This window comes from Sporolactobacillus mangiferae, from assembly GCF_023336505.1.
Taxonomy (GTDB): Bacteria; Bacillota; Bacilli; order Bacillales; family Sporolactobacillaceae; genus Sporolactobacillus; species Sporolactobacillus mangiferae.
Window position 1 is genome coordinate 345,260 of sequence record NZ_JAMAST010000002.1, and the last position, 13,564, is coordinate 358,823.

Consider the following 13,564-nt stretch of genomic DNA (forward strand, 5'->3'; position numbering starts at 1 on the left):
CGCGCATTCCTTTTAGCGCAGCGCCTGCGTTGCCCAAATATAATCCCGGTCCATCAACGCGATCACAATACTTTCATGACAGCAGGGCATGACAATATGTGTCTTTATCCCTTGAAAAGCGCCCTCAATCGCCTCTTTTTTTATGGAAAGCAGGACCGGTGCATGATGACAGAAGGGACATTCCTCAAAATAAAGATCATTGGCCACTCGTTCATAGGGCCAGCTGTGATGAAAATCAAGCATAGGACCCCTCCTTTTTCAATGCCTCACTTATAATCACAAAACACGATTTTCTCAGGCTGCTTTTCAGTGATTCTCAGTGTCACTTATTTTTGAACATTGATTTTTTCCCTCATGCAAATACTTGACAATCGGTTTCAGCGCAACAAAGCCTTCTGCCAATACCTTGTCGCAAGCGACGACAAGCGGATAAAAATATTCATCAGTAAGAATTTTATCACAATATACTTGATCTGCCTCAGTTTCAGGATGGTGAACATCAATATATCGGACTGAAACTTGCTCGTTAAATTTGCGTGTCAGCGCTGCACGCAGCCATTCGGCGGTCGATTTGGCTGGTGGGGCCTGAACGCAGCTCGCGCATACCGTTTCCGCTCCATAAACCGTAAGCTCCAATCTGTTCACCTCAAATGCAATCAGTTTATTTATTAATATAGCAAATTAAGCTGCTTTCGTCACTGATCATTGCTTTATGGACCAGCAATAAGTCTGCGCCTGCTTATGAATAGATTTTCCTGAAAAAAAAAGATATAATAACATTAAATGCAACAGTTAGGGAGTGTCTTTATGTATCAGCAGGTTGAAGAAGTATTGGAAAAACTCCGTCCTTTTCTGCTGCGCGATGGCGGTGATGTTGAGCTGCTCGATGTTGCGGATGGCATTGTTCGCGTCCGTCTGCTCGGTGCATGCGGCAATTGTCCAAGTTCAACGCTCACATTGAAGGCAGGGATTGAACGGGCACTCGTTGAAAATGTACCCGGTATTAAAGAACTGGAACAGGTTTTTTGAAAATAGCCGACGAAATCAAACCACGCCTGATGCATGTGCAGGCGTGGTTGTGTATTTGTGCAGCCTTTTTCACAGAAACTGTTCAATTTACTGTTTACATTTCGGCCTTCAGCCAATCCATGTGCATAACACTCTGATTATTTAACCTGGACTTTCAAAAAATAATCATTTTTTCAGCCATTCTGGTGCATACAAATTCCCTTCATAGCGTTCAGAAAGGAGACGCAACAGCTGTTCATAATCCTCTGCCTTTTCCTCGTTTTTCAGTAAGATCAGATCAAGCCGCTGGGTCTCCATTGATTCCGCCTGATAAAAATAGCGCTCACAGCATTCCATATAAGAGAGAGGAAAAAGCAGCCGTCCATACATTTTGCGCACGACCGATTCAGAAAGCGGAAATCGAGCTTCATAATCATCCAGAAACGCTTCGGCCTGTGCCTGCAGATCGCGTGAAGCATTGCTCCACGCGATGTTACGCAACCATTCTGCCACATCTCTTGACCGATCGTCGACAACCCATAAAGCCGGATTTTCCGGCGTATCGGGCGCATAATCGATAAAGCGATAATGCCCGATGCTAAGCGGATCCGGATCTGGAAAATCAATTGAAGCATCGACCTGCATCTGTATCGCATTTTCAGCGCACCCTAGAAAATAAGGGAAACTGTCGATAAATATTTTTTCAAAACGTGACTGTTCCGATTGTTTCTGACAGGTGTCATAACTTTTTTCCAAGGCTGCCAGCCGTTTTTCAAAATCTTCGATTCGAGAAGCGGCTGGTGTTTCCGGAAAGGCGTGCGGATCTATTCCGGAGGTTTGCAGATGCATTTCTGCCAGCCGGGTGGCTGCAGTTGATGGCGCATCCGTTCGGACTTCATTCGGAATGCGCATCAAAACCCATGACGCACCGTTCAGTTCTGTGTCAAAACGGCCTTCATGATTGCGAATCGGCTGGCAGACCGGCAGATGGCTGCTTTCTGAGAGATAGTCTGCCCATTGTGCCAACCCTTCCAGATTGTGATGATAAAATCCGTTCAGAGGATGAAAAAAGAAACTTGTGCCGAGATCGCGATCTTCTAAATCGTAGTAGTGAGCTGCAACGGATTGCCAGTCTGTACGCACACGTAACCGCCTCTCTCCACCTTATTCTATCCTCTTAGGATCTTACTCCCGCACCCCGCTTTTCATGACTTTTCTTTTCCCGGCCCGGACTTGCTTCGATTCCCGCTGATGCCTTAAACGCCGGACACTTTTGGAGGTCAGAGTACCCATTCACTGAGCGATTCTAAAGCATAGGTTGGTTGAACACGCTTCGTCTTCAAAGCTGCCTGCGAAGTCACGCCAGTGTGCACGAGCAGCGTATCAAGCCCTGCATTTATTCCGGCCATGATATCTGTATCGTAATTGTCACCGATCATTAAAGTGTGTGCCTTCGTTGTACCCAGTTTTTCAAGTGCCATTTCAATGATAATCGGTTCCGGTTTACCGATGAAAATTGGCCGGACACCCGTGGATACGCTGATTACCGAAGTCAGCGCACCGTTTCCGGGGACAAGTCCGCGCTCATTCGGGAGCGCAACGTCAGGGTTGGTGGATACCAGAACTGCTCCGGAGCGTACGGCAAGACAAGCTTTTGCATATTTCTCATAAGTAATTTGGCGATCCATTCCGAAAGCGACAAAATCCGGATGCTCTTCATCATAGGAAAAACCTGCTGTTTCCATTGCCTGCTTCAGTCCCTGTTCGCCTATGTACAGGACATGCGCATCCGGTTTCCGGCTTTTAATATAGCTCGCCGTCGCGATACTTGTGGTCAAAACATCATCCGGAGTGCATGGGATACCGAATCCACTTAACTGATCAGCAACCATTTCTTTTGTCCGTGTAGAATTGTTCGTTACAAACAGATAGCGCAATCCTTTATTTTTTAATTTCTTGATAAAGTCGACGGCTTCGGGTATTTCTTTTTGTCCCCAATAGACTGTGCCGTCCAGATCAAGCAAAAATGCGTCGTAGTTTCGCAACATGTCTTCCTCCGTTTATGAAGTCATCATTAACAGATAAATCACTATAATGAATTGGCTGATTTTGCGCACACTAACTGACAGTACCTGTCAAAACACATGCTGATGAGAAAAACCGGCATATCCAGCCCGTTTCACGTTCTCTAGCATGATTTAATGGTCTATGTTTGCATCGGCACTGTGGCTGCTTGCCTGCCGCGGGCATGAGCTCCCTTGTGTTTTCCTTATGCAGGCAATGACAGGACTGCTTCTTCATTTAATGATTTTCGATTTTTTTCAAAACAAAATAAGCACAGCCAAAGCTGCAATATTCAATAATATAGTCAACAAGTGTGCCTATTTTTGTATCAAACGTTGACTTGGGGTTTTGATTTTCATAAAATCCGCGAAGCCTTAACTGCTCATAGCCCCAATCGCCAACGATGTAATCAAATTTGTTCAGAATATCGCTGTAACGCTTTAAAAAAGCTTCTTCATTCCAGCCATTCCGGACATTCTCGACAACTTCATATTTATGGTGGTCAACTGTTACAATCGGACTGGTCAATCAAACTTCCTCCTTCTTTGTTACAGGCGACAGAGCTTGCGGGTTCCTCGCTGGCCGACAGAATGGCGCGTGGCAGAATATCACCGTCCGCATACCCTCCATTATAGCAGATCATATAAATTTCGTGAAAAGAGGTTGGAAAAACCAGTCCATCCAGACTACCGAGTTAGATTGTCTCTGCTTCTTTTTACAAGCATGGACCTTCTCAAAAATACGTGACTGGTTTATTCAGCGAACCGAAAAATGAACGATAAAGTTTAAATGGCACCACAAATAAAAAAATCAAAAGTGAAAGGATCGTTATTCCGTCATGGAAGCAAAGTTACATAATCGGGTCATTCTGATCATTATCCTGCTTATCTCAACATCATTGTTCAGTAAGCATGCTGAAGCTTCCCTGCTTGATCAGGAGCGTAAAGCATTGTTTATGAAAACTGCCGCGCTGACAGGCGTACGCTGGAGCATTATGGCTGGATGTGATCAATACGCACGCAATATTGATATGCTGGAACCTGATAAAAAAACTGCCGACGACCTGATTCACCTCTCATTCAGTAAAACAGAATGGGCAGGGCCGCTGAATCCCGATACAGATGATCAGAACCCGCGGACCATTGCTCTATTCGGAGGCATCGGGAAAGACGGCAACGGTGACGGACGCGCAAAGCCAGACGACGCGGAAGATCGTCTGTACACGTTCGCTGATCAGATTGCTCAAGCAGGTCCGGGAACGGAAAATACACGGATCGGTTTATGGATGATTTATCAAAGAGGCAAGGCAGTCGATTTAATCGAAGACTTCGCCCGACTTTTTGAGCGCGCTGATCCTGATGAATTAATGAAACATGCCTTCCCGATACCGAAAATGTATAATTATGATTATGCATCGACATGGGGAGCAAAGCGTGGCTGGGGCGGCAACAGAATCCATGAAGGGACGGATATTTTTGCCGATTACGGAACACCGGTTCGCGCAACCGCTTATGGTATCGTCGAACTGATCGGATGGAACAAATATGGCGGATGGAGAATCGGCGTTCGCGACCTGCACGGCAATTATCATTATTATGCGCATTTAAATGGTTATGCACCCGGCCTGTATCATGGCGCAATCACCAAGGCAGGTCAGGTGATCGGATATGTCGGCAGTTCGGGGTACGGTCCGAAAGGAACCATGGGCAAATTTCCGCCGCATCTGCACTATGGTCTGTATCGTGATAACGGGAGGAAAGAGTATTCAGTCGATCCGTACCCGGCGCTGCGCAGCTGGGAACGTCAGTCAACCAGATAATCGGTTACTTACTGTCTTCTTTTTTCTTATCACTTGGTTCTTCGATCGGGACAGATGTAGAAATACCGGAACCGTTCGAACTGTAGAAATGAGGCACATCCAGATTCTGTTGCTGAAACCCGATTGGAATATGCTGGGCAATCGTTTTCGTTTTCATTTCAAACGGGACAATCACATCGACCTTTACTTTGACATCGACATACATGAATAAAACCGTATTGTTAATACCGATATTTTTATATTCCCATTTAATATCACTTTCAACATTGCTGACTACATCCATTTCAACTGGGACTCTCGGGCCGTAATTGCTAAGAAGGGCATTATTCAATATCTGCCCCAGTGGAATATCGGCTACCAGTGCTTCTCCGTGATGATTTTTACTGTAAACAAGATCATCGGCATGGCCGTTTGTCAGTGAAATTCGTCCTTTTTCCGCTGCACGCAGAAACCAGAGAATTCGATTTGATATCAATCCCTTGAGCCGATTAGCCTCCTGCGTGTTCAAATCAAAGTTACTCACCCGTTTTTCATTCGTGTAATGAACATGAAACAGTTTATTTGCATTGAAATCCGGCACTTCATTCGGATCATTTTTTCCTTGCAGATTGGTCAGCACATTCTCGCCAATTCCATAATTGATCGCATAATTTGCAACCTGTTCCGTTTGCGTCAGCGCAATACTCATGACTGCAGGCTTCATTTTTTCATTCACAAGCCACAGTGCGATTGCCGTACAGAGAGAGAAAATAATGAGGGACAGAAGCAAAGTGCGCTTGATCGACATCGTTTTGCGTCTGTAACGTCGGTTCGGCTTAAACATGACAACCCTCCTCCACATCATTTATATGACTGTGAAGAAGCATTCAGTCTTTTTTCTGCAAACAAACAGGCCCTTTGCTGAAAAAGGCCATAGATCCATATATTCAGTTCAGCTTCTTTAGCGCATCGATACCAGACATCCCCACATGAACGCCTGCCTTCTCCGCACCAATCGTTACTTCAGCAAGTGGCGCATGAAGCAAATCATCTAATGTACGCACACCAACCGCTTTTCCTGCAAGCACATTTCGATCTGCCAGCTTATCGTTCAGCAGCCGCACATCCAGCGCGCCGCACATAATATATCCTTTCTTCCCGGTGATCATCAGCAATGTCGTTTTCGGCAGTGAGACACTGACGCCCTGATAAAGTTCGCCTTCAATTGTAAAAGGCTGCACATCAATCATGATTCATCCTCCTCTCATCGTCTATCCTATGGAAAAGAGAGGAATGGGGTGACTGCCTTTTTATTTTGTCATTTTAAAAACCAGGCAAAAAACACCTGGTTCATAATCTCCGGCCACGATTTATTTTATGCTTTTGCCTCGGCGCCGCGGGCAGCTGGAATGTCCGTCAGGTACAAGGTCGATAAAAAGGAACCAGACTATGTCCGGTTTTTAATATTTTTCACCTAATTGCCATGCAAGTAAATCACGCAACGTTTCAGGTAAGTAGAACTGCTGCTTCGCCGTAACTATCGGCGGCAGAAATGAGCCAAGGGTAAACATGTCGATGGTCCCAATGCTGTATCGTTTTTTGGTTACAATCTTTTCGCTCCCAATATGGATATTCACCGGATGATCTTCTTCCAGATCATATGTGAGATTGCTGAATACGAGGCGTCCAAGCATTTTTCCGCGAAAGCCGAATCCTTTCAATTCAAAAGTCTGAAAGTCCTTCCTCAAGCCGATACGGATCATATCAATGATTTCGCTGCCGGTCACTTTTACCCGGCATGGATTGATCGGATGCGGACAAATTCTGTGGATCGTGTACCGCGTCACCGGTCCTTTGGGAATGCGGTCCAAAATAACTCCGGCGTTCACCATACCGATGTCGGCATGACACCACAGCCGCAGTGCGTCAGCCATGATGTCAGTTAACTCAGATGGATGAAACCAGTCGGCCTGCAGATCATGATCAGGGATAGCAACGACCTCCTGCATATTGGCAATGCCGCGCTCAGTCAGCGCCGCCACTTCAGTCGCCGCTCCATGATCAGACGGCGCGCGAAGGGTGATGAGCGTCGCGCCTTTATAGGCAATCCGCCTGTTTTGCTCATCATAATCAACGACAATATGCCCGGCATAACGAAGATATTTTCCTGCCTGCGCAATCAACGTGCTGCCGACCCACTTGCCTTCCTCAAGAACATGATGCGTATGCGCACCGATGATCACGTCAATGCCAGTCATTTCTTCAGCAACTTTTTCATCAAAAGGCAGACCGACATGGGACATGAGCACAAGGACATCCACCTGTTCCCGCAGTCGTGGGACTAAACACGACAATTCTGCGTACGGATCACGAATCGTCCAACCGAGTTGATTATAAAAATGTGGAAATGCCGCCGTCAATCCGATCAGTCCGACTTTTACACCGTTCATGTCTTCAACGGTGTAAGGCAGGCACCATTCCGGACGGCATCCAGATTCCTGATCATACAGATTTGCAAGAATGACTTTGAAATGCCGCATTAAATAGGTGTTTCCCAGTTGTTCCTTAGTAAAAGTGATTCCTTCATTGTTACCAACAGTCACATAATCGTAACCGGCATCGTTGAGTAACTGTACATTTCCCACGCCAAGCAGGCCTTCTGTCATTGGATTTACACGATCCATATGATCGCCGAGATCCAATGTAAGACATGGTTCTCCCGCCTCTGCGATTCTGCTTCGCTCCTGCTTCAGATAGCGTACGAGGCTGCCCCAGTGATCCAGGTGACTGTGAATATCGTTTGTATGTAAAAAATGGAGTGTGATCAAGTACAAGCCTCCCAATAAAAGACACCCTATTCAGAACAGACGTATTTATTTTAGCGTCAGAGCTCCTGTTACTGTCAAGGAGGATTCTGGTTTTTAACGCAAAAAATACAAAACCTTTCAATACGCACAAACGGCATATTGAAAGGTATGCAAGGCTTATTTTTGTTCTGACATCCCGCCGGTCAGCCAATCGAGCCTTCCATGTTATATTTGATCAGCCGATTCATTTCGACCGCATATTCCATTGGCAGTTCTTTTGTGAACGGTTCAATGAAGCCCATGACAATCATTTCGGTTGCTTCCTGCTCGGTCAATCCGCGACTCATTAAGTAGAAAAGCTGTTCTTCAGATACTTTGGACACCTTCGCTTCATGTTCCATTGAGATATCTTTATTTAAGACTTCATTATAAGGAATCGTATCCGAAGTGGACTGAGCATCCATGATCAGCGTATCACACTCAATGTGTGAGCGTGAATTTTTCGCGTTTGGAGCAAAATGCACTTTCCCGCGATAAGTCACATTCCCGCCATTCTTGGCAATGGATTTTGAAATGATGGTTGACGATGTATTCGGTGCCATATGGATCATTTTCGAACCTGAATCCTGATTCTGTCCTCTCCCGCCGATCGCTATCGTCAATGTACTTCCGCGAGATCCTTCACCCTTAAGCACAACAGAAGGGTATTTCATCGTCACGGCAGACCCGATATTGCCGTCTACCCACTCCATGGTCGCGCGCGCTTCACAAATGGCACGCTGCGTCACCAGATTATACACATTATTGGCCCAGTTCTGAATCGTTGTGTAGCGGCAATAGGCGTCCTTGCACACATATATTTCAACAATCCCGCTGTGAAGTGAACTTGTTGAATAAACGGGCGCCGTACAGCCTTCGACATAATGAACCGAGGCTCCTTCGTCTACGATAATCAACGTCCTCTCAAATTGCCCCATACTCTCAGAATTGATGCGGAAATAGGCCTGAAGCGGCGTCTTGCAGACAACGCCCTTTGGAATATAAACGAATGAGCCCCCAGACCAGCATGCGGCATTCAATGCAGAAAACTTGTTGTCCGCGTAGGAAATGACCCTTCCAAAATACTTTTTAAAAAGTGCCTCATGCTTTTGCAGAGCCGTGTCGGTATCCAGAAAAATGACCCCGTCCTTCTCCAGATCTTCTTTCATGCTGTGATAAACCACTTCGGACTCATATTGCGCAGACACGCCCGCTAAATATTTGCGCTCCGCTTCAGGAATGCCCAGTTTATCAAACGTATCCTTAATTTCATTCGGTACTTCGTCCCAGCTGCGTCCCTGATTTTCAACTGGCTTAACATAATAAGTCAGATCGTCAAAGTTCAGACCGCTCAGATCCGCACCCCATTGCGGCATCGGTCGTTTATAAAAATGCCGCAGCCCCTTCAGGCGGTAATTGAGCATCCATTCCGGTTCATTCTTCTTTTTTGAAATCTCACGGACAATATCCTCGGTCAATCCACGTTTTGTGCGGAATACAGAGACATCTTTTTCACGGAATCCATATTTATATTCCTCAATCTCGGGCAGTTGCTGTTCTGTGGCCATTGCGGTTCCTCCTTTTGATTTGCTTATCCTGTCAGGCGACATTTGCCGGCATCAGGAAAAAATGCCGCCTATTTTTTCTGTTTCACTTTACCAAAATCTCCATGCTTCCTTGATCTGAAAAAATATATTTGAATGGATATTCTTAAGTTTACCATGATTCGCAAAATAATTACTTATTCTGGGCTTCGTTCACTTCACGCAATGCCTTTTCAACAGCCTTCCATGGAAGTGTAGCACATTTAATTCTAGCCGGATATTGCGACACACCATGCAGCGCTTCTGCATCACCCAAGTCAAGGTCATCCTGATGATCCCGGCCTTGAACCATTTCAGAGAAATCAAAAGTGAGCTGATGTACTTTGTCTATTTCCAATCCCTTGATTGCCTCAGTCATCATTGAAGCGGATGATTGGCTGATGGCACATCCGGAACCCAGGTATTTAACATTAACTACTTTATTGTCTTTGATCTCAAGCGATACCTGAATTTTATCACCGCACGACGGATTGTTCATACTGACCGTAATGCAGTGATCCCCATCAAGCGTACCGCGATTTCTTGGCTTCTTGTAGTGATCCATAATCACTGATCGGTACAGCTGGTCAAGATTATTAAACAACATGTCCAAAGAACTCCTTCGTCTCTTGAATAGCCCTGGCCAAATAGTCGATCTCATCTTCAGAGTTATAAAAGTAGAAGCTCGCGCGAACCGTTGACTCACATTTCAAACAGCTCATCAGCGGTTGGGCACAGTGATGACCGGCACGGACAGCAATTCCTTCCGAATCGAGCGCGGTCGAAACGTCATGTGGATGCACGCCGTCGATATTAAAAGAGACCAGACCCGAACGCTTTACCGGTCCATACAGTGTGACTCCGTCAATCGAAGAAAGCCGATCATATGTCTTTGCGGTTAGCTGTTCCTCATAACGCTGAATGGTACCCATACCAATTTGCTGTAAATAATCAATCGCGGCACCAAGTCCGATTGCGCCGGCAATATGTGGTGTACCAGCTTCCAGTTTCCAGGGAAGATCCGCCCATGTCGCGCTCTGAAAGCCAACTTCATCGATCATCTCACCGCCGGTCTCCACCGGTTCCATTGCTTCAAGCAAAGCCTGCTTTCCGTAGAGAACACCGATTCCTGTCGGTCCGAGCATTTTGTGACCGGAAAAAGCGAAGAAATCCGCATCCATATCCTGAACGTCAATAGCCATATGTGGTGTGCTTTGCGCGCCGTCAACGATCATAATGGCACCCTGTTCATGAGCGATTCTGGCAATTTCTTTAACAGGATTAATGGTGCCGAGCACGTTGGATACTTCCGTGACAGAAACAATCTTCGTTCGGCTGTTCACCGATTGTCTGACCTTTTCAAGATCCAGTGTCCCGTCATCCTCCATTGGAAAATAACGCAGTACCGCGCCCGTCTTCTTCGCCACCTGCTGCCATGGGATCAGGTTGGCATGATGCTCCATCGGCGTAATAATGATCTCATCACCCGCACCAAGCCGCGCCAGACCATAACCGTAAGCCACCAGATTGAGACTCTGAGTCGTACCCGTTGTGTAAATAATTTCCTTTTCGCTTTTGGCATGGATAAAGTTGCGGATTTTCTCACGGGCTTCTTCATAGCGATCTGTCGCCCGAGTCCCCAGCGTGTGCACGCCGCGGTGGACATTGGAATTGTAATGTTCATAGTAGTCAACCATTGTCTGAATGACTGATCTTGGTTTTTGAGATGTAGCCGAATTATCAAGGTAAACTAATTGATGCCCGTTCACCTGCTGCGTCAAAATCGGAAAATCTTCTCGAATTGATTGAATGTCCATCAGCCAACTTTCCTTTCTATTAAAGTAGTCAGCTGATCACGTACTGTATCAATAGGCAGTAAATCGACAATTGGGGCCAGGAAGCCCTCGACGATCAACTTTTCCGCGACCGCCTGCTTAATTCCGCGGCTCATGAGATAGTAGAGCTGATCAGGATCAACGCGGCCAACCGAAGCTGCATGTCCTGCAATAACATCATATTCGTCAATGAGCAGAATCGGATTCGCATCACCGCGTGCCTGATCACTGAGCATCAGAACGCGCTGAGTCTGTTCACCGTCAGCACCTGAAGCCCCGCGCTCAATTTTCGTTCTTGCATTGAAAATTGAATTGGATGCGTCCATTTGTGCTGCACGAACAAGCAGCTGACTCTGCGTCGCCTTGCCGACATGTCGGACATAATTATCAAAATTCTGCTTCTGACTGCCGCTTCCAACGCTGACCGCTTTGATATCCGCCGCCGCACCGTCCCCTTCCAGGTTGGTTGCATTTTCGGAAAGTGTATTACCGTCATTCATCTGTCCGAGCGCCCATTGGATCCGCCCGTCTCTGGCGATTTCCGCCTGACGGCTGACATAGGTCACCATTTGCTCCGTGAATTCATCGACTGCGCCGAAGCGAACCTGAGCATTGGCCTTGGCAACGACTTCATCGACAATATTGGCCGCCCCTTCACCGACCGCCTGATCTGACAGGTAACTTTCCACAAAAGTAACAGAACTGTTTTCTTCCGCCACCACAAGTGTATGCGCGACAAGTCCGGAAGAAGGCGCGTCCTGATAATAAACCGTCTGAAAGGGTTCAGAAATGGTCACATTTTTAGGTACGTAAAGAAAGGTTCCACCGTTGACAACTGCTGCGTTCAGAGCAGTCAGCCGATGCCTGTCAATCGGTGTCGTCTTAAAATAATAATTGGCAACGAGCTCGCCATACTCACGAATCGCTGTTGCTAAATCGGTATAGATAACGCCTTGTTCTTTTAAATGCTCAGCTACGTGGCTGTATACCGGCACACCGTTGACATGAATCAGGACGTTGCCTGCGTCACGGGGCATCACCTTCTGAACAGGTTGCGGCAGCTCACTCAACTGACTGCCTGCACTGCTCCGGATCTGATAATTAAAATGAGTAAAATTCCAATCAGCAATCCGGGTTTTTTCCGGGGCTGGCAGCGGAAGTTCTTCAGCATGCGCCAGCCCTTTTAATCGTATATCTGAAAACCATTTAGGTTCATTTCGTTTCTCAGCAAATTTTGATATTTCTTCCGCATCGAATGGAAGATCTTTCACTTGTATCGACATGTACACCCCTCCTTACAGGATCAATGATCAGGCTTCAACGGTTTCATCATCTTTAATGCCAAGTTCAGCCTTCATGCCGTCATAGCCTTCTTTTTCAAGTTGAAGCGCAAGTTCAGGACCGCCGGTTTTCACAATACGGCCATTCATCATAATGTGCACCTTATCTGGCCTGATATAATTCAACAGGCGCTGATAGTGAGTAATAATCAGGCAGCCGAAGGTTTCAGAGCGCATCGCATTAACACCTTTGGCGACCCACTTCAATGCGTCAATATCCAGACCGGAGTCGATCTCATCAAGAATCGCAAATTTGGGTTCAAGCATCATGAGCTGCAAAATTTCATTACGCTTTTTTTCGCCGCCGGAAAAACCTTCGTTCACATAACGCTCAGCAAATGACTGATCCATATCGAGCATCTGCATTTTTTTATCCAATGTCTTGATGAACTTCATCAGCGGAATTTCATTGCCCTCTCCGCGTCTGCCATTGATAGCAGTTCTCAGGAAATCGGCATTAGTCACGCCGCTCACTTCGCTCGGATACTGCATAGCGAGAAACATGCCAGCGCGTGCCCGTTCATCAACTGCCATATCCAGTAAATTCTCACCGTCAAGCAGTGCCTCGCCGGAGGTAACTTCATATTTCGGATGCCCCATCAGCGCTGAAGCAACGGTTGACTTCCCAGTCCCGTTCGGCCCCATCAAGGCATGAATCTCTCCGCCTTTCATATCTAAATCAAAACCCTTGACAATGGATTTCCCCTCAACAGAAACATGAAGGTCGTTTATCTTCAATTCCGGAATGGTCATTTCATCAGAACCTCCAATATAAATAGTCAAATTACGGAATGAAATCCGTTCTCAATCTATTCTCATTATCATATTATATCAGATGTAAATAGATAGCAACCCAAACGAAGGTGATTGCCGTACCCGTATTATACCGCTATTTGCGATAATCATAATAGAAAAAAGTATCAAAAACACAAAAAGGAATGATTTTTCTGCGCATACACTTTCTGGCCCCATTTTCAACGCTTCACCCTATCCCGCAAAAAGTACGGCTTACTGAGAAAATGAAACAGAAATCTTCCTCTGTGTGCCCAGTATTCACGTTATTAGAAAAACCGGGCAAAAAGCGCCCGGT

Annotated in this window: 15 protein-coding genes; 2 read left to right on the top strand and 13 right to left on the bottom strand. The window is 46.2% G+C overall.

What is annotated here, in order from left to right; translation table 11 throughout:
- Positions 1-12: 12 nt before the first annotated feature.
- Both M3N64_RS03985 and M3N64_RS03990 read right to left on the bottom strand, forming a co-directional pair.
- Positions 13-243: a hypothetical protein gene (locus M3N64_RS03985; RefSeq protein WP_249098366.1), complete on the bottom strand. Its 231-nt coding sequence runs from the start codon at positions 241-243 to the stop codon at positions 13-15.
- A 63-nt stretch (positions 244-306) separates the two neighbouring features.
- The gene (locus M3N64_RS03990; RefSeq protein WP_249098369.1) at positions 307-636 is read right to left on the bottom strand and encodes a DUF1462 family protein; all 330 of its coding nucleotides are present in this window, start codon (positions 634-636) and stop codon (positions 307-309) included.
- Positions 637-807: 171 nt separating this feature from the next.
- Here M3N64_RS03990 and M3N64_RS03995 point away from each other — a divergent pair, with 171 nt between their 5' ends.
- Positions 808-1,029, top strand: coding sequence for a NifU family protein (locus M3N64_RS03995; protein ID WP_249098372.1), 222 nt, complete (start codon positions 808-810; stop codon positions 1,027-1,029).
- A gap of 165 nt (positions 1,030-1,194) precedes the next feature.
- On the opposite strand, the gene M3N64_RS04000 is transcribed toward M3N64_RS03995, so the two are convergent.
- The 3 genes from M3N64_RS04000 to M3N64_RS04010 all read right to left on the bottom strand — a co-directional run bounded on the left by M3N64_RS04000 (position 1,195) and on the right by M3N64_RS04010 (position 3,600).
- Positions 1,195-2,151, bottom strand: a complete 957-nt coding sequence (locus M3N64_RS04000) for a YutH/CotS family kinase-like spore coat protein (protein WP_249098375.1) — start codon at positions 2,149-2,151, stop codon at positions 1,195-1,197.
- A 137-nt stretch (positions 2,152-2,288) separates the two neighbouring features.
- Complete coding sequence (locus M3N64_RS04005) at positions 2,289-3,056, bottom strand: TIGR01457 family HAD-type hydrolase (protein WP_283163282.1); 768 nt, start codon at positions 3,054-3,056, stop codon at positions 2,289-2,291.
- A 253-nt stretch (positions 3,057-3,309) separates the two neighbouring features.
- Positions 3,310-3,600 (bottom strand): YutD family protein, encoded by a 291-nt coding sequence (locus M3N64_RS04010; RefSeq protein ID WP_249098377.1) that lies wholly within the window; start codon positions 3,598-3,600, stop codon positions 3,310-3,312.
- Between the two features lie 310 nt (positions 3,601-3,910).
- Between M3N64_RS04010 and M3N64_RS04015 the strand changes: the two genes are divergently transcribed.
- Entirely contained in the window at positions 3,911-4,891 is a 981-nt protein-coding gene (locus M3N64_RS04015) for a M23 family metallopeptidase (RefSeq protein WP_249098380.1), read from the top strand.
- A 4-nt stretch (positions 4,892-4,895) separates the two neighbouring features.
- On the opposite strand, the gene yunB is transcribed toward M3N64_RS04015, so the two are convergent.
- The 8 genes from yunB to sufC all read right to left on the bottom strand — a co-directional run bounded on the left by yunB (position 4,896) and on the right by sufC (position 13,227).
- Entirely contained in the window at positions 4,896-5,714 is an 819-nt protein-coding gene (gene yunB, locus M3N64_RS04020) for a sporulation protein YunB (protein ID WP_249098383.1), read from the bottom strand.
- Between the two features lie 103 nt (positions 5,715-5,817).
- A complete protein-coding gene (locus tag M3N64_RS04025; protein ID WP_249098386.1) occupies positions 5,818-6,120 on the bottom strand; it encodes a YunC family protein in 303 nt (100 codons plus the stop codon).
- A gap of 210 nt (positions 6,121-6,330) precedes the next feature.
- The gene (locus M3N64_RS04030) at positions 6,331-7,698 is read right to left on the bottom strand and encodes a bifunctional metallophosphatase/5'-nucleotidase (RefSeq protein WP_249098390.1); all 1,368 of its coding nucleotides are present in this window, start codon (positions 7,696-7,698) and stop codon (positions 6,331-6,333) included.
- 182 nt (positions 7,699-7,880) lie between these two features.
- Complete coding sequence (sufB, locus tag M3N64_RS04035; protein ID WP_249098393.1) at positions 7,881-9,284, bottom strand: Fe-S cluster assembly protein SufB; 1,404 nt, start codon at positions 9,282-9,284, stop codon at positions 7,881-7,883.
- Between the two features lie 169 nt (positions 9,285-9,453).
- Positions 9,454-9,906: a Fe-S cluster assembly sulfur transfer protein SufU gene (gene sufU, locus M3N64_RS04040; RefSeq protein WP_249098396.1), complete on the bottom strand. Its 453-nt coding sequence runs from the start codon at positions 9,904-9,906 to the stop codon at positions 9,454-9,456.
- Positions 9,896-11,116: an aminotransferase class V-fold PLP-dependent enzyme gene (locus tag M3N64_RS04045; protein WP_249098399.1), complete on the bottom strand. Its 1,221-nt coding sequence runs from the start codon at positions 11,114-11,116 to the stop codon at positions 9,896-9,898. Before M3N64_RS04045 ends, sufU begins: the two co-directional genes overlap by 11 nt.
- Positions 11,116-12,417, bottom strand: a complete 1,302-nt coding sequence (gene sufD / locus M3N64_RS04050; protein ID WP_249098403.1) for a Fe-S cluster assembly protein SufD — start codon at positions 12,415-12,417, stop codon at positions 11,116-11,118. Before sufD ends, M3N64_RS04045 begins: the two co-directional genes overlap by 1 nt.
- Before the next feature lie 27 nt (positions 12,418-12,444).
- Positions 12,445-13,227, bottom strand: coding sequence for a Fe-S cluster assembly ATPase SufC (gene sufC, locus M3N64_RS04055; protein WP_249098406.1), 783 nt, complete (start codon positions 13,225-13,227; stop codon positions 12,445-12,447).
- Positions 13,228-13,564 lie beyond the last annotated feature (337 nt).